16 protein-coding genes and 1 tRNA gene are annotated in these 16,180 nt (G+C 62.2%); 7 read left to right on the plus strand and 10 right to left on the minus strand.

Features of this window, described 5'->3' with window-relative positions; translation table 11 throughout:
• Position 1 precedes the first annotated feature (1 nt).
• A tRNA-Val gene (locus IVB42_RS22915) sits at positions 2-76 on the plus strand.
• Positions 77-265: 189 nt separating this feature from the next.
• On the opposite strand, the gene IVB42_RS22920 is transcribed toward IVB42_RS22915, so the two are convergent.
• Complete coding sequence (locus IVB42_RS22920) at positions 266-790, minus strand: nuclear transport factor 2 family protein (protein WP_026232516.1); 525 nt, start codon at positions 788-790, stop codon at positions 266-268.
• A gap of 216 nt (positions 791-1,006) precedes the next feature.
• On the opposite strand from IVB42_RS22920, the gene IVB42_RS22925 reads away from it, so the two are divergent.
• Together IVB42_RS22925 and IVB42_RS22930 are read left to right on the plus strand one after the other, a co-directional pair.
• Entirely contained in the window at positions 1,007-1,492 is a 486-nt protein-coding gene (locus IVB42_RS22925) for an L-2-amino-thiazoline-4-carboxylic acid hydrolase (RefSeq protein WP_018453351.1), read from the plus strand.
• Positions 1,489-1,749 carry a hypothetical protein gene (locus IVB42_RS22930; RefSeq protein ID WP_018453352.1) on the plus strand — a complete coding sequence of 87 codons (261 nt, stop codon included), beginning with the start codon at positions 1,489-1,491 and terminating at the stop codon, positions 1,747-1,749. The genes IVB42_RS22925 and IVB42_RS22930 overlap by 4 nt, the downstream gene beginning before the upstream one ends.
• Before the next feature lie 135 nt (positions 1,750-1,884).
• Here the strand turns inward: IVB42_RS22930 and IVB42_RS22935 are convergent, their stop codons facing one another.
• Positions 1,885-2,022, minus strand: a complete 138-nt coding sequence (locus IVB42_RS22935) for an NUDIX domain-containing protein (protein WP_018453353.1) — start codon at positions 2,020-2,022, stop codon at positions 1,885-1,887.
• 119 nt (positions 2,023-2,141) lie between these two features.
• On the opposite strand from IVB42_RS22935, the gene IVB42_RS22940 reads away from it, so the two are divergent.
• Positions 2,142-2,564: a RidA family protein gene (locus tag IVB42_RS22940; protein WP_018453354.1), complete on the plus strand. Its 423-nt coding sequence runs from the start codon at positions 2,142-2,144 to the stop codon at positions 2,562-2,564.
• A gap of 68 nt (positions 2,565-2,632) precedes the next feature.
• Here the strand turns inward: IVB42_RS22940 and IVB42_RS22945 are convergent, their stop codons facing one another.
• Positions 2,633-3,724 carry an enolase C-terminal domain-like protein gene (locus IVB42_RS22945; RefSeq protein WP_247395374.1) on the minus strand — a complete coding sequence of 364 codons (1,092 nt, stop codon included), beginning with the start codon at positions 3,722-3,724 and terminating at the stop codon, positions 2,633-2,635.
• A 178-nt stretch (positions 3,725-3,902) separates the two neighbouring features.
• Between IVB42_RS22945 and IVB42_RS22950 the strand changes: the two genes are divergently transcribed.
• Entirely contained in the window at positions 3,903-5,465 is a 1,563-nt protein-coding gene (locus IVB42_RS22950) for an adenylate/guanylate cyclase domain-containing protein (RefSeq protein WP_018453356.1), read from the plus strand.
• Positions 5,466-5,698: 233 nt separating this feature from the next.
• Here IVB42_RS22950 and IVB42_RS22955 read toward each other — a convergent pair whose 3' ends face one another.
• From IVB42_RS22955 to IVB42_RS22970, 4 genes are all read right to left on the minus strand, one after another.
• Positions 5,699-6,922 carry an ABC transporter substrate-binding protein gene (locus IVB42_RS22955; RefSeq protein ID WP_018453357.1) on the minus strand — a complete coding sequence of 408 codons (1,224 nt, stop codon included), beginning with the start codon at positions 6,920-6,922 and terminating at the stop codon, positions 5,699-5,701.
• A gap of 777 nt (positions 6,923-7,699) precedes the next feature.
• Positions 7,700-9,643, minus strand: coding sequence for a glycosyltransferase (locus IVB42_RS22960; RefSeq protein WP_247299319.1), 1,944 nt, complete (start codon positions 9,641-9,643; stop codon positions 7,700-7,702).
• Complete coding sequence (locus IVB42_RS22965; RefSeq protein ID WP_143273909.1) at positions 9,640-11,022, minus strand: HlyD family secretion protein; 1,383 nt, start codon at positions 11,020-11,022, stop codon at positions 9,640-9,642. The genes IVB42_RS22960 and IVB42_RS22965 overlap by 4 nt, the downstream gene beginning before the upstream one ends.
• Positions 11,023-11,174: 152 nt before the next feature.
• On the minus strand, positions 11,175-12,671 hold the full coding sequence (locus tag IVB42_RS22970; protein ID WP_256469929.1) for an EAL domain-containing protein: 1,497 nt from the start codon (positions 12,669-12,671) through the stop codon (positions 11,175-11,177).
• On the opposite strand from IVB42_RS22970, the gene IVB42_RS42305 reads away from it, so the two are divergent.
• A complete protein-coding gene (locus IVB42_RS42305) occupies positions 12,639-12,800 on the plus strand; it encodes a hypothetical protein (protein ID WP_240543322.1) in 162 nt (53 codons plus the stop codon). The two genes, IVB42_RS22970 and IVB42_RS42305, sit on opposite strands and share 33 nt — an antisense overlap.
• Before the next feature lie 99 nt (positions 12,801-12,899).
• Complete coding sequence (locus IVB42_RS22980) at positions 12,900-13,160, plus strand: hypothetical protein (protein WP_240543323.1); 261 nt, start codon at positions 12,900-12,902, stop codon at positions 13,158-13,160.
• Positions 13,161-13,171: 11 nt separating this feature from the next.
• On the opposite strand, the gene dctP is transcribed toward IVB42_RS22980, so the two are convergent.
• The 3 genes from dctP to IVB42_RS22995 all read right to left on the minus strand — a co-directional run bounded on the left by dctP (position 13,172) and on the right by IVB42_RS22995 (position 15,982).
• Positions 13,172-14,149, minus strand: coding sequence for a TRAP transporter substrate-binding protein DctP (gene dctP, locus IVB42_RS22985; protein ID WP_247299323.1), 978 nt, complete (start codon positions 14,147-14,149; stop codon positions 13,172-13,174).
• 274 nt (positions 14,150-14,423) lie between these two features.
• Entirely contained in the window at positions 14,424-15,353 is a 930-nt protein-coding gene (locus IVB42_RS22990) for a carboxylesterase family protein (protein ID WP_018453363.1), read from the minus strand.
• 134 nt (positions 15,354-15,487) lie between these two features.
• Positions 15,488-15,982, minus strand: a complete 495-nt coding sequence (locus tag IVB42_RS22995; protein WP_018453364.1) for a hypothetical protein — start codon at positions 15,980-15,982, stop codon at positions 15,488-15,490.
• Between the last annotated feature and the right edge of the window lie 198 nt (positions 15,983-16,180).

Below are 16,180 nucleotides of genomic sequence, written 5' to 3' on the forward strand. Positions count from 1 at the left end.
AGGGCGCGTAGCTCAGCGGGAGAGCACTACCTTGACATGGTAGGGGTCACAGGTTCGATCCCTGTCGCGCCCACCATCCTTCGCTCGCGATAGCCGAGTGAAGGATGCCACGCCGAAGCCCAACGGGCGCAGGCGGGCTGCCGCCGCGAGGTTCGGCTCGGCAAGCCACCAATCTCATTTCGGCGAAGCGTGTCCGGTGTAGCTCGAAGAGCGTAGACGGACTGGAGCGGCAGCCTCCTTCGCCGACACACCGCCGCTAAATCCCCTATTTCAGTTCCGTGTTTGCGACCGGAAGGATGGAGGCGACGTGCCAGCCGTCCGCATCCTGAACGTAGGTCTGGCTGATCAGAAACGTATTTTGTTGTGGCGGCTTGCCCGGAAGGCCGCGCGTAAAGACGATCGGCACGAGGATCTGCATGATCTCGTTCGAGATCACGGCGACGCGGAATTTCGACATGTCGGGTTCGAGGTGCCAGGTGCCCTCGTAATAGGTCTTGAACCGCGCGGCGACCTCATCGCGACCGCGCGTCTCGATGTTTCTGGCAAACAACAGCGTTCCGGCTGAATTCAGGAGCATGGCCTTCATGGCGTCCGCATCATGCGCATTCTGCGCCGCGATGAATTTCTCGAAGATGGTTCGTGCTTCGGCATCATTTGCGGCAGCCTGCGCGCCTCCGGCCGGCCAGAACGTTGCGGCGAGAAACAGCGCTGCGGCAAACGCCGCAACTTGAGGGCGCCGTGAAAACACTCGTGGCGTGAAATTGCCTGAAGGCATTTTAGGTCGGATCATGGTCACCTCTGGTCATTTGCCGGCGGAATTTGAATGGTGAGCGTCATACCATTGTGGCCAGGTCGATGTTTTCAGGATTGCACGATCGGCGATGACCCCGACATCACGGAAACGTAGGCTTCCGGATGCCACGGGACCAGGCAAGCAAACCCTCGCCGCGAGCAGCGAGTTGAGTTATCGTCTTGTGGTGTGAAGTAACCCGGATGAAGGTTGCCCATGAGCGTGTCCGTCATCGAGCAGGCAAAGATCCAGGCGCAGGTGCTGGTGCCCCTGGTTAAGGCGTTGCAGGCCGAACTCGGCGAGGCGCGCGCCAATGCATTGGTGCGCAAGGCGCTTGGCGACCTCTATCGCGGCTTCGGCGAGGAATTCTGGAAGGCAAAGAACAGCACGAACAACGAAGCCGATCTCGGCAAGGCCGTCGCGTCGGCGTTCAAGACCTATGCCCGAGACGACGCGCTCGCCTATGACATCATCGAGCAGACCCAGGACGCCTTTGCGTTCGACGTGACGCGATGCGCCTATGCCGAGTTCTACAAGGCGCTGGGCGAGCCGGAGCTCGGTTTCCTGCTGGTCTGCACCGCCGACTTCGCGACCGCTGATGGATTTGGCGCCGACGTCAGGCTCACGCGCACGCAAACCATCATGCAAGGCGCGTCCCATTGCGATTTCCGCTACTGGCGCGACGAGCGCGGATCAAAATGAAGGGAATGCGGGTGATGCGGGCGAGCTATGTTGCCCTGATGGTGCTGGCGCTGATGTCGTCGCGCGCCGCTGCTGCGGTCATCGACTGGCAGGCCGAACTGCAGCGCTGCCGCGCATTGCGCGAAAGCGTGGCGCCGCTGCTTCAGGCCGGCGAGGGCATCTCGGCCGTCGGCCGCTCCAACAGATCCATCCGCCGCTGCATCTGGATCCAGCGCATCGCGGTGCGCAGGAAGATTCCCGGCGCGGAGGTTTGGTAGCGTAGCTGGTCATGCAGCGCTGCTGTCTCACACTCCGTCATCGCGAGCGCAACGAAGCAATCCAGACTGTTTCCGCGGAGGGGTTCTGGATTGCTTGGCCGCGCTCGCAATGACGATGTGGAAGCAGCAACGTGTTCAGCTCATCGCCTTCACGATGGAGATTCCGATACCGAGCTCCTCGTGGAACTTACGCACCAGCGCGGCCTGCCAGCTCTCGCCGAACTCGATCTCGCCGCCGATCGCGACGACGCGATGTGCGAATGAAGGCGCCATGTGGTCATGGGGGATCGTTATCGTGCACCACCTCGGTGCAATGCGCAGCTTGATCCGCGACTCCCCGCCTGCCATTGTCCGCCCACCACGCCAGCGAGAAATGAAGGCAGGTTATCGATATGAGCAGCGTGAACAAACCAGGTGGCAACTACTTGCCGGTGATCATCCATGGTGGAATTGCGTATGTCAGTGGTCAGCTGCCGCGTCGCGGCGAAGCCCTGCTGTGCTCCGGTAAAGTCGGCGCAGGTGTCGATGTCGCCGCCGCACAGGGGGCGGCGGCCCTCTGCGCAGATCTCTGCATTTCGGCCATCAATCACGCAACAGGTGGAGAGGACAAGATCGTCCAGGTCTTGCAGCTCGTTGGATACATCGCCTCGGCCCCTGGATTCACTCAGCAATCGCAAGTCATGAACGGCGCTTCCGACCGGTTGATCGAGCGCCTAGGCGATCGCGGTCGTCACACGCGTACATCTGTCGGCGTCGCCGAGTTGCCGCGGGGTGCACCGGTCGAGCTGAGTATGATTGCCGCTGTTCAGTCGTAGGAAGGCATGCCGTTCGCTGATCGTCAGCTTCGACGTTCGCACTTCGATACGTCGCGACGACACGCGGTCTATTCGACCAGATACTTCTTCACCGCAGCCTCGTCCCACGCGATCCCGTTGCCGGGCTCCTCGTTCGGCAGGGCAAAGCCGTCCTTGATGATCAGCCGCGTTGAAAGCATTGCGTCGGCCCAGTCGACATATTCGAGCCAATGCGCGGTCGGCGTCACGCACAAAAGATGCGCGCTGACTTCCGAGAACAGATGCGTCGACATCTCGATCCCGGCGGCATGCGCCAGCGCGGCGGCGCGCAGCCAGCCGGTGACGCCGCCGATGCGCTGCACGTCGGGCATCACGTAGTCGCAGGCTTCGGCTGAGAGCGCGGTCTGCATCGCGAAGGCGCTGTCGAAATTCTCGCCGATCTGGACCGGCGTGCGCAGCGCATCCGCGATGCGGGCGTTACCCTCATAATCGTCGTGACGGATCGGCTCCTCGATCCAGGTCAGGCCCTCATCGTCGAGCATCTCGCCACGGCGGATCGCCTCGGTGGCCGTCAGCGCCTGGTTATAGTCGCACATCAAGGTCACGTCGTCGCCGACGGCCTTGCGCACCGCGCGCACCACCTTCAGGTCTTCCCGTGCATCGGGACGGCCGACGCGGATCTTTGCGGCCTGAAAGCCCTCGGCCAGCAGCTTGTGGGCTTCCTCCACCGCGGCACCCGCCGGCATGATGCCGAGCCCCTTCGAATTGTAGGCCCTGACCGGTCTTGGCGCGCCGCCGAGCAGCCGCGCTAGCGGCAGGCCGCGTGCGCGCGCCAGTGCGTCCCATGCCGCCATGTCGATGCCGGATTGTGCCAGCCGCTGCAGGCCGGCGAGCCCCAGCAGGGTGAAGCGCTGGGTCAGCTTGCGCTCGATCTCGAACGGTAGCAGCTCGTCGCCCGCAAGCAGCTCCGACATTTCCGCGACCATCGCCGTCAGCGGCTTCAAGGCCGATGGCGTGATCGAGAACAGATAGGCGTGCCCCTGGACGCCCTGGTCGGTCTCGCAGTCGATCAGCACCAGCGGTGCCTTTGCGACAGCCCCGGTCGAGGTCTGGAGCGGGAGGTTCATCGGCACGATGACGGAGCGCGCATTGAAGCGCTTGATGCGGATGGTCTCGGCCATTTGGTGGATCTCCTGGCGGAGTGAATGCAGATAAATGCCGATCTTAAACATTCGCCATGAAACGAAAAGCCGCTTGGCGCGACCACCATAAAATGGGGTTGCGCGGGAGCGCGTTTATTGGCTCTGTTCCGCAAATCGCCCCGAGTTCGAGACAGGAACGCAATCACGGAGCCAAAGAGTGAAGCAAGAGATCTCCGAAGAACAGCGCAAGAGCGGCATCCTGACCGGTGCCGCGATCGCCTTCCTGCTGCTCGCCTTGCCGCTCGCGGTGTGGCTGGACCTGACCGAACTCAGCAAGACCGCGCTGCGCCGGCAGGCGATCGACCTGAATTCGGTGATCACGAGCGTGCGCAGCTACTACGCGACCAACGTGGTCGGGCGCATCATCGCCAATCCGAACGGTACGACCAGGGTGATTCACAACTACGAATCCATCCCCGGCGCGATCCCGATCCCGGCGACATTGTCGCTGGAGCTAGGGCGGGTGATCGGGGCGCAGCAGGAAAACATCACCTACCGTTTCGTCTCGGACTTCCCGTTCCAGAACCGCGCCCCGCACCAGCTCGACAAGTTCGAGAAGGACGCGCTCGAATCGCTTCGCAACGATCCCGAGCAGAAGATCGTCGACACCGAGACCTCGCTGTTCAACGACAAGGTCCGGCTGATTGCTCCGGTGACGATGGGCCCGGCCTGCGTCAGCTGCCACAACAGCCACCCCGAGAGCCCGAAGAAGGACTGGAAGGTTGGTGACGTCAGAGGCATCCAGGAGGTGATCATCGCCCAGCCGATCGCCGCCAACATCTTCTCGTTCAAGTTCCTGCTGGCCTATTTCCTGATCGCCGCCGGCAGCGGCCTGTCGTTTCTCTCGCTGCAGCGCCGCCAGGCGAGCCGTATCAAGGGCATGAACAAGGAGCTCGAATCCGCCAACGACTTCCTGGCTTCGCTGTCGATGAAGATCTCGCGCTACATCCCGCCGCAGGTCTACAAGAGCATCTTCTCCGGCCAGAAGGACGTCACCATCCACACCGAGCGCAAGAAGCTCACCATCTTCTTCTCCGACATCCAGAATTTCACCGCGACGGCGGAGCGGCTCCAGCCGGAGTTGCTGACCCAGCTCCTCAACGAATATTTCACCGAGATGTCGGCGGTCGCCCACGAATTTGGCGGCACCATCGACAAGTTCATCGGCGATGCCATGCTGATCTTCTTCGGCGACCCCGAGACCAAAGGCGACCGCGCCGACGCGCAGGCCTGCCTTCAGATGGCCTGGCGCATGCAGCACCGGCTCACCGAGCTCAATGCGAAATGGCGCGCCTCCGGCATCGAGCTGCCGTTCAAGGCCCGCATGGGCGTCAATTCCGGCTATTGCAATGTCGGCAATTTCGGCAGCAGCGATCGCATGGACTACACCATCATCGGTGCGGAGGCGAACCTCGCCGCGCGCCTGCAATCGATCGCCGAGCCCGGCGGCATCGTGCTGAGCTACGAGACCTTCGCGCTGGTCAGCGACATCGTCCGCGCCCACGCGCTGCCCGCGATCACGATGAAGGGCATCAGCCGCGAAATCATTCCCTATTCGGTCGACGCGCTGAACGACGCGGCCGCCGAAAGGAGCGGGATCATCACCGAGCGAGCGCCGGGGCTGGAGCTCTATCTCGACCCCGCCGTGGTCAAATCCGGCGACGCGGCGCGGGTGCGCTCGCTGCTGGAGAATGCGCTGGCCTCGCTGAACCCGGCGTGAGGAGCACGCGCGTTGCCGTCTCCCATCGAGAGAGTGTGCCGTGTGGCACCCCCTCCCTAGCCCTCCCCCACAAGGAGGGAGGGAAACACATCTTTAACGTGGCGACGTTGTCCAACTTCGCGGAAAGTCGATCATGGTGCGACGCTGCTCCGTTCTCCGCTCGGCTCCCTCCCCCCCTTGTGGGAGAGGGCGGGGGAGAGGGGTAGCCCAGCAATAGGTGGGCCCGAGTCAACTCACCGCGCCGCGCCTTCCGTGAAGGCGGTGTCGATCACGTCGCCGAAGGGTTGCCAGGAGCGGCCGTCGAACTGGACCAGCCGCATCTGCCGGATCGGCAGGTAGCTGTTCGGCGAGGTGTTCATCCTGATGTTGGGCAGGGCGACCGAAGGCTGATAATTCCTCAGCGAAGCCGCCTGACGCATGATGTTCTCGCGCGAGAGGTCGTCGCCGCATTGCTTCAGCACCTGCGTCAGCGCCTCTGCCGCGGCGTAGCCATAGAGCGCGGCGCTGCTGTTGGTGCTTTCGTCGTGATGGTATTTGTCCATGAAAGTGAACCAGTCCTTCATGGCGGGATCGTCCTTCCATGCGGGATCGCTCGGGTCCTTCAGAAAGGCCGCCGAGATCACGCCGGAGGAATTCTCCAGGCCTGCGGGCGCCATCGCATTGGCGATTGAGGCGGAGGCGTCGTTGACGATGAAGACCGGGCGCCACTTGAGCGACGCCGCCAGCTTGATCACCTTGGACGCCGTCGACGGTACACCGAGAAAGACGAAGATATCGGCGCCGGCGCGCTTGAGGATCGAGACGTGTCCGTCGAGATGCTCATCGGCAATGTCGAAGGCGATGTCGACGAGGACGAGACGGTTCAGATCGCCAAGACCTTCCTCCAGGCCCTTGAGAAGCGCACGCCCGAACTGGTCGTTCTGCCAGAGCACCACGATCTTCTTCCTGGGATAATAGGCCTGGAGATAGTTGGCGTAGATGCGCCCCTCCGACCGGAACGACGGCTGCCAGCCCATGGTCCAGGGAAACGCCTTGGCCTGGCTCAGCTCCTCGTCGCCGGAGGCGACGAACAGTTGTGGGATCTTCTTCGCGTTCAGATACCAGCGCGTGGCGAGATTACCGGGCGTGCCGAACGATCCGAACATCAAATGCACGTCGTCCGTCTCGACCAGATTGCGCGTCAGCTCCAGCGCGGTCGTCGGATCGGAATTGTCATCGCGCGTGATGAAGCGGATCTTGCGGCCGTTGATGCCGCCGCGCGCGTTGACCATGTCGAAATAGGCCGCTTCCGCCTGGCCGATGGCGCCGAATTCGGACAGCGGTCCCGAATACGGCATGACATTGCCGATACGGATTTCGTTGTCGGCGGTGGGTTGATCGGCGCGCTCCTGCGACATCGCCCCGAGCGATGCCAGGGCAACCATCAACACGAACAGCATCCTGCCGGAGACGCGCATGCCCGATACCTTGACGTTGGCCCCTCATCGAGGTCGGCTCAATCCGCACCAAGGCTGCTTGATCTAGGTCAAGCGTTTGTCAAAGCTGTGGCGCGGTGCGCAGCTGGAGGGCCGGACGAAACGGCAGGCGTGCTGACGCGCCGACTGGGGCGCGCCGCTAGGGCAGCCCGCGGACTTTGAACTCCATCTCGACCCGGCGGTCGTGAAATCGGGCGATATAGCCCGGGTGCGCTCGCTGTTCCGCACTCGTCCGATGAAAAATGAATCGATCTGTGAAAGATCATGTTTGGGATAGCGGGCCGTAATTTGGATGGTGGTCTATATTGACCGGTGGCGGCAGAGCTCTCGGTTCCATGATGGTCCATCACCGCCCGCATCGGCGCCCATCGGTGACTGAGAGTATCGCGCTCCCGCCGGATTCAGGCGAGCCTCATGGCCATTCAGCGACCACCTTGTCCTACATGCCGGATAACAACGACGCTGGCGCGCATCACGCCAAGCTCCGCCGGTTCTGAGATTTGGACCTTCGAATGTCCCGCTTGCGATTTCGTCGACCAGATCGCGGTCGTGCTGGTCGACCCAATGAGATCGTCTGATACCTTGGCTTGGTTTCAGGGCGAATTGCGGGCGCCTACATAGGGCGCGCGCTACCTGGAACGATCGAGCGCCGAAGGCCTGGACGTAGGCATTGGTCGAGAAGAACCGGTTGCAGCGCTCGGCTTGGCAACGACGGTGACGTTCAGCGAGCTTGGTGCTGCGCTTCATCAGCAGAGGTAGTCACCCGAAAATCCGCATCATTAATGCTTTGCCGATCGGGGCGGCGTGGATGCCGCTGAATGCGCTGACGTAGTCACCGGAATAGAAAGCGCGAATGAGAGCGATGCGGGTGTTGAGGGTTTCATCAAACCGGATTGCAAAGCCATTCCCCGTGCGTCGCACGACCAGGGCCGCGACGTTTCTCTCCTGGAGGGTGCAGCGAACCGCGGTCCCGACAGGTGGTGGATTGTCGCTCACGAAGCGAGCGCCCGTGATCGACATGTCTGCCAAACGGTAGATGCACTGCCGGGAACCGATATTGAAAAGGACAGGCTCATCTCGCTCGAACCGCTCGGCCTTCCGTCGCCGCGGCTGCTCGATGGACACCAGGCAGACGATCAACAGAATGATGGCGTTGTACAAACTCCAGGCGAGCGCCAGACCGCCATAGGCGATCATGTCACCTTGCACATGAAGCACGAAGGCATAGACGATACCCGCGAGCGTAATCGCCAATGCGGTGCCGTATATCCTGAGCAGTGGCCATTCGACGAAGCGTTGGTCGCGATCCCCGCCCTTCGCCGTGACCTTGAATGTGTGTCCCTGCGTCTGGAGCAGTCCCGCCGCCACGGCCTTGAGAACCGCCGGCAGTGCAATGTATTGAGCGACATCCGACATCACCGCCATGGAGCGTCCGCGGGAAATCCAGGCCATGGTGAGCGAATACCAGACATAAAAAGGCAGGAAATATCCGAGGAGTTCGAAAAGATCGGCCTGGACCGCTTTGATGCCGAAGAGAAGATAAAGGCTTGGAACGACGAGACCGAAGACCTTGACGACATAGGTCGAGGTCCAACTCATGAATGCTTCGATGAGAGAAAGCCTGTCGACAACGTCCAGCTGCGATCTTCGGGAAAAGGGACCACTGCGCCCCCGAAAGATTTGCATGAAGCCAAGACACCATCGGCTGCGCTGAGTGATGTACTCCTTGAGTCCCTCCGGGGCCAGCCCCAAGGTCAGACGCTCGTTCAGGTACACCGTGCGTGATCCAATTTCCGTCAGCCGCAGCGTCAGCAAGTAGTCCTCCGTCACGGAATCGGTCGGAAAGCCGCCGATCTTCACGAGGGACGAGAATCGGATGACCGACGACGTGCCGCAACAAAACGCCACGCCCCAAGCGTCCTTCGATGGCATCAGGATATCGAAGAAAAAGCGCTGCTCGTCCGGCCAGACCTTGGTCGCGGCCAAATTGGTTTGGATCGGATCCGCATTGATGAAATGCTGAGGTGTCTGTACCACGCCTACGCCCTGGTCGCGGAACAGGCACGTCGCGCGGCTGAGAAATTCGGGCATAGGCACGAAATCGGCGTCGAGAATCGAAATGAAATCTGGGGGATCGGCGAGCTCCGCCACATGCCACAGGGCGTGATTGATGTTGCCGGCCTTGGCGTCCTTGTTGTCCGGGCGCGCCAGATACCGGCAGCCGAGCTGGCCGGCAAGCTTTTCGAGCCAGTCACGCCGTCCGTCGTCCAGAACCCAGACGCGGTAGTTGGGATAGTTCATTCCCGTGGCGCCGATGATTGTGCGCTCCAGAATCGACGTTTCCTCGTTGTAGGTGCAAATGAATACGTCGATCAGCGGAGCTTGCCGTCCGGCAAGCCACCGCCTGTTGACTTCGACTTGCGGCGTTCGATTGGTCGAGCGGCTGAGAAACACCAGTGTCAGTGCACCCGCCGCAAGCGATACAGCCTCGACGAAGAGGAACACGGATCCCACGGCGAAGTCGGCGGTCCAGCCGACGGGCGGCACCGTGGCTGTCATGCGCCATCCAAAATAGCGGATCATGAGCAGCAATGCGATTGAGATCATCAGCGAGCGCGCCGTGGAGTTCTCGTGCCGCAACCAGGGAAGGACGGCAACGCAGAACCCGAGCGCAATAAGGCCCGGTGTCAGCGCGGCGATCATGGCTTTCTCGCAGTGTCTGGCGAGAAGATGACGCGTCCGGTTCGCCCGACTGGACAATCGTTGGAGCCATCGTTGAGGTCGGGGACCGAAATCGTCGCACGATACGGTTCCTTGCTCAGCGCATCGGGATTAATGGCGAGGTTCGCTGCGACCCCTGCGGAGCCGGTGAGATTGACGACGGTGCCAGTCAATTCGGGGCCGCCGGCGCTCGGCCGGAAATGTGCGAGAGATCCCAGTTGCAGCCCGTTATACACGCTCTCAGTGACGTTCGCCGTCACTACGGCGCCGGAACAATCGAGTAGACGAATGAGCGGTTGTCCGGCCCGGACGTCCTCTCCAGGTGCCGTCATGACCTCCCATATTCGGCCGGCGACGGGGAACTTGATGTCCGCCTCGGAGCGGCCGATGTAACGAGATCGCTCTGATTCTATCTCGCCGACGAGCCACGAGATTTGCGCATCGGCGTGCGCTACGTCCGCGGTGAGGCCTTCAGCCCGCTGCCGCATTTCCTCCTCACGCTGCACCGAGCTCGGACGATCGTTGTAGCTGTCGCCGAGGAAAGTGCCCTCGCGCGCGGCGGTGAGCTCGACCTGGGTTGCATCCAGACGGCGTCGCGCGCCGATTTCGGTCTGCTGAGCAATGGTTTGATCCCGCGTCAGGCGCCCAAGCTCGACAGACGAAACGCTGCCCGATTTGATGAGCGATGATGCTCGTTCCACCGCGGCTGCCGCCTCTTCACGACGCGCTGCGGCCGCTTCGATTGATGTTTGGATTTCTGCGATGCGCGCCTCGAGCTGACGAATGCGCCCCGCTGTGAACAGGGCCGCCTGACGCGCCAGATCCTTCTGCCCCGCCTGGGCTGAAGCTATCTTCGAAACGAGGCTCGGCCTTTCGTTTTCGAGGCGAGACATCTGACTGCGCAGGTCATCGAGCCGCACGCGGTCGCCGCGCGGATTGACGACACGGAGGATGAAAGTGCCCTCACCGACGGTGCCTAAATCGCCTGACAGACTGGCCCCGGCTGAAATCTTCCCGTCAATCGGCGACCTCAACGTCACGAGCCTCGAATTGACGACGGCTTCGACGCTTGACGTCTGGAAAAGCGCTCTGAGCGGCAGCCAGCCGAATACTGCGACGATGGCGATGCCCGCCGCGGCCTTCACAAATCGGAGAAGCGTCCGGCTCGGCTTGGATTGCGCTACATCCGCGGCGGCATCGCCGCCGGTTGCGGGGGCATCGGCATTGCCGGGACTGAGACGCGCATCCAACGCGCGTTGCAAACCGTGCGCGTCATGGTTTCCGTCCACCGCGAGAGGTTTTGCGATATCTGGACCGCCGCCGCCTTCGAATGTCGAATCGAAACGCGTTTTGTTTTGCATCATACACCTGAGAGTCAACGCGCAACCTCCGCGCGAGATACGGCCGGCCGAATCCAAATGCGATGTTGGTGTTGCAAAGGCTAACTGAAACATGAGAATTGTCTGCGATATCGCCAAGAGTCGCATTGGGCCGATAGAGGCACGGGTCCGTGCTACCGTTCAGCCGATGTGTTGACGAGGTGCAGCTTGGTCGCGGGCGAAGCCCGCGGCATTGCTTTCTCAAACTCCGCGAGAATGCTGGCGCCGAGCTCTGAGGCGGGGATCGGCCGGCCGAAGAAGAAGCCCTGGACCTGATCACCGTTGGCCGCGTCGAGGAAAGCTGCCTGGTTGGCGGTCTCGACGCCTTCGACCGTCACCCGCATGCGCAGTTCCCGTCCGAGCGCGATGATCGCTTTTACTACTGTCCCGACCTGACAATGAGGGCCGTCGAGGCTCTGCATGAAGGCTCGATCGATCTTGATCTTGTCGAACGGAAAGCGCCACAGATAGCTGAGGCTCGAATAGCCAGCCCCGAAATCGTCCATCACGATGGCAACGCCCATCGTCTTGAGCGTCCGGAGCTGAGCCATGATCGTTTCGGTGTTGCCGAGCAGCAGGCTTTCGGTGATCTCCAGTTCGAGTCGGTGCGCCGCGAGTCCGGCGTCTTTTAGTGCGGCGGCGACGATGTCACCGATGTTGCCCGCCACGAACTGCACGGGTGACAGGTTCACTGCAACGGTCAGGTGCGCCGGCCAGGTCGCGGCCGTGCGGCATGCCTCCCGCAACACCCACGCCCCGATCTTGTCGATAAGCCGCAAGTCCTCGGCGACCGGAATGAAGGTCAATGGCGGAATGAGGGTTCCGTCCGCCGCGGGCATCCGGATCAGCGCTTCGAAGCCGGCAAGGCGGCGCTGGGATATTTCGAAGAGCGGCTGATAATGCAATTCGAAGCGATCATTCAGTACCGCGTCGCGAATCGCCCTCTCGAGCTCGATGCGCGCTTGTAGCTCAGTGTCCATTTCAGGCAGGAAAAACCGGATGCAGTTGCGGCCGGCTGCCTTGGCCGCGTAGAGCGCGAGGTCGGCACTCTTGAGCAACCGCTCGGCGGTGGTGTCTTCCCCCGTCGCCAGCGCCACGCCGATGCTAGCGGTGGTGAGGATCTCGTGCTGCTTGAATTTCACGGTCGCATTTACCGCGGCGGCGAGATGGCTCGCAAACGACTCGGCCTGAGCTTTGCCGGCGATCCCGCTCTGCACGACCACGAATTCGTCGCCGCCGAGCCGCGCCACCACGTCGTCGATCCTGGCCGCGGCGCGAAGACGCTTGGCGATGGACTTGAGCAGAAAATCGCCACTGTCGTGACCAAGCGAATCGTTGACCTCCTTGAAACGGTCGATGTCGATGAAGTGTACGGCAAGGCTGCCGCCCCGCATCGGCAGGCGAGCGATGGCGCTCTCCAGTTTTTCGATCAGCTGCGGGCGATTGGTCAGCCCGGTCAACGCGTCATGATGGGCGAGAAACCGGATGCGCCGGTCAGCGTGCTTCACCTTTGTTTCCCGATACCAGGCAATTGCGGGAATGGAGAAGGCGAGACCTGACAGCAGGCAAAGGAACACGGCCGCGGTCAGGAACGTATTGTGGACATTCTTGCGTTGCTCGGTTTCATCCACGTAGGCCGCAACGACAGCGGTGAGGCGACCGTCGGTCTGGACCGGGACATAGGCGCGGGCGAAGAATGCCGGTCGGTCGGGCGAATTTCCCTCCCTGACGTCGACGATCGGGAGACCGTCAACCGCTGATCGCGCCGCATCGGGGCTATATTCAGACAAGTCGACGAGCGCGATCTTTTCGCGGGTCGAAACGAACTGGGAGTAGCCATTACGGTTGAATATTTCGTAGTGAAAGACCTCGCCGGAATTTCGCGCCGACAGGAAGAACGCCATGCTCGCGGCGGAAGGCTGCTCGCCGCCGGCGATCTGCTCGAGATCGGTGACACTGGCCGCCAGGAACCTCGCCCAGCTACGAGCGGTCGACGTCGCATCTTGACGGAGAAGATGATCGGTCGTGATCTTCAGGGTCGTCCCGGCGCCCAGCAACAGAATGGCAAGCGCGGCGACGATGGTGACGATGTTTCGCTGAGGCCAGATACTGGCGAGTGACGGCATCAGTGCTACCGGGTCGATCGCATTTTCGTGAGCTCGGCCCGAACCGTTTTTAGCAGTTCGGCATTGCGCTCACTTTTCGAAGCCCAATCGTCGGCAACGGCCGCGAACACGGCATTGGCCGCATCGAGGTCCGACGGCGTGGGTATGGTCACCTGGCGTTTGGGATCGGACTTCAGCTCCCCCATAATGCTGTTTTCAACGGCTTCGTAGGTATCCATGAAACGTCCGGCAGACCACGCACCGCTGTATTTGAGGATGGTCGCCTGTGCAGGTTTCGGCAGCCGGTTGAATATTTTCCGGTTCATCAAAACCATCAGCGGTGCGCCGCTGATGCCAAGAAGGTAATGATAGGTCGCAACGCGTTTGATGCCGTAATCGACCAATGGAGATGGTGGTACCAGGGCGCCATCGATGCTGCCGCTGCCAATGGCTTCGGAGATCTTGGTGACCGGCAGAAATACGGGCCGCGCTCCGAGCTTTTCGAGCGCTGCGGCTTCGCCCGGATTGTTGACGCGAATTCTCTTGTCCTTCAGATCATTCAGCGACGTGATCGGAATGTTGCTGTGGATCGTCTCGGGCTCGGTGACATAGGCGCCGATCACCACGTAGTCGTCGTATCCTTGCAGCGCGCCGGCGGCCATAAGCCGGTTGAACACCGCAACGGACTCCCGCATGTTCGTAAACAGGCCGGGCATCTCGATGATTGCATTGTCTGCGAACCGGTTGCGAGTCAGTCCCGTCACGACGTAGGCGATGTCGGCCGTACCATCGAGCACGAGCTGGGGTTGCTCAGCCGGATCCTTTCCAAGCACGCCGCTGAAATAGGTCTCGATTTCGATCTGGCCTCTTGCCTCGGCGTTGACCGCGTCGACGAATGGCTTGACCGCAGCGAGATAACTCGTCGAGCGGTCGGAACTGGGGAAGGCCAATTTGAGCTTGACCGGTTCGGCGGCGGAGGCCGAAATCAACGCAAAAGAGATCACCGCGCATCGTGCAAGCAAACTAAGCATCGGTTTTCCGATCGTGGCGGCGGCGCGTCGAAACGCCGATTTGCTCGGTCCCTAACGAACCCCCATAGATAGAAATGCTTCAGAGAACTCTCCTAGATAGCACGCGGCGATCCGGGCGGCGACCAGATCGCGAATCGTAGTTTGAAGCGTGCTAACGCCGGCGAGACAATTGTCTGAGAGCGCGCGGCCGCGAGAGGGCAACCCAGCTAAAGGTGGACGTTATCAGCGCGCTGCCGGCAACACGCCGCTACGGCAGACCGCGCGCCTCGAGCTGATGCACCAGCAGCAGTGTCGGCTCGGCGAGGCTGTCGCCGGAGCCGTCGAGGCCGAAGGCGCTCGCGATGCCGTCGCGGCTGCGCAGCAGCGCGCTACGCGGACAATGGCCGGCGCCGCAGAGCGTCTTCTTCAGGGTTTCGCCCTGCGCCGTGATGCCGGCGGAATCATCCGCGGCCCAGGCCAGCACGATCGGGACGTCCACATTGAGGATGCCGGGGAAGACCGAGCGCTTGTTGTACTGGCTGGCGTCCCTGCCGAGATAGGCCTTCTCGCTGTCGCTGGCGTCCTTGCCGGCGCGGTAGATCCCGGACACCAGCACGACCGCCGCGACATCGGCGCGGTCGGTCTGGAGTTCGGGATGGGCCAGCAGGGTGGCGACGTGGAAGGCGCCGGCGCCGTAGCCGACTGCGACGATCTCGCGGGCATCGCCGTTGAATAGGTCGATATTGCCGTAGACCCAGGACAGCGCCGCCGCCACGTCGCTCGCACCCGCCGGCCACGTCGCCGAGGGCGCCAGCCGGTAGTTGACGCGCACGCCGATCATGTCGTTGCGCGCGGCAAAGCACATGGCCTGGTCCTGGATCTGGCGCGACAGCTCCGGCGCGGCGCGGTCGCCAGTGAAGGTGTCGCCGGTCACGAACAGCAGCACCGGCCGCGGCGTATCCGCCTTGGTCGTGGCGGTGGCGACATCGAGCACATTGGCTTCGCTCTCGCCGTAGCGCAGGCCGCGCGAGAAGGTGACCTGCTCGCATAGCCGCGCGGTGCCGCCTGCGGTGGTGTCGCTATCTGTGAGGCCGACCTGGACAAGATCGGACGGCGCAGCCGGCCGCGGCGGCAAGGGGCCGTGCGCGGAGGCTGCCGTCAGGCCCAGAATCAGAAAAAATGCGAGAAAATTCTTCATGTCGGTGGTGGCCCTGCGTGCCCGATATGGGCTCGCGCGTTTGGCCCGTCTTTTCAATTCGCCTTATTAGTTAGTTGGTCATGAGGCGATTTCGCGGCACCCATGGTTCTCTCGGCTCGTCCTCCACGCGTGGTTCAATTCCCCGGCTGGAACGTGCAATCCGCCCCGCTGCCGTCCTTCCGGCGGATGGCATTGGGGTCGATCGTGCAGCTCAGCTTGGTCAGGCTCTCGAAATTCGATCCTGCGGCGCCGTCGGCCGGAATGCCGGCCAGAGCTTCGGTGGCGAAGATCTCGTTGGCCGTGGAGCCATTCACCGTCCGGGTCTTCTTGCCGAAGGTGACCTCGCAGTTCCGGACGGTGATGTCGACATTGCCGGCGCGACAGACGATTCGATCGGCGGTCACCATGATCGGCTTCTTGTAGGGAATGTCGCTGTTGGCGGCGAACAGCATCGCCATTGCCTTCTTCTCGGCGCCAGACAGGACCGACGACAGCGGCGCGATCACCCCCGCGAGCGCCAGCGCCGTCGCGCCCGAGACTTTTGCGGGCGTCGCGTCGGAGGCTCCCGCGACGCCGGAGGCGGCTGCGAGGACGAGGGTGCAGGCGAAGATCAATCGACCGGCTTTCATCTTCCCTCCCTGGACCTGCAATCGCGGCTTCCCTCCGAGAAGCGCGCGGAACCAGATTAGCATGTAAATCCGAATTGGAAGGCAAGTTCGCCTCGCCTCGCGCCTTCGCGCGCTACGGCTGTTTTGCTCCGAGGTGTCAAACGGTTACGCCGCGGGGCCGAGCCCCGCGCCGAGACGGCCGTTCTACTGTGCATGGGG

It is taken from the genome of Bradyrhizobium sp. 45, from assembly GCF_023073155.1.
GTDB lineage: Bacteria > Pseudomonadota > Alphaproteobacteria > Rhizobiales > Xanthobacteraceae > Bradyrhizobium > Bradyrhizobium canariense_D.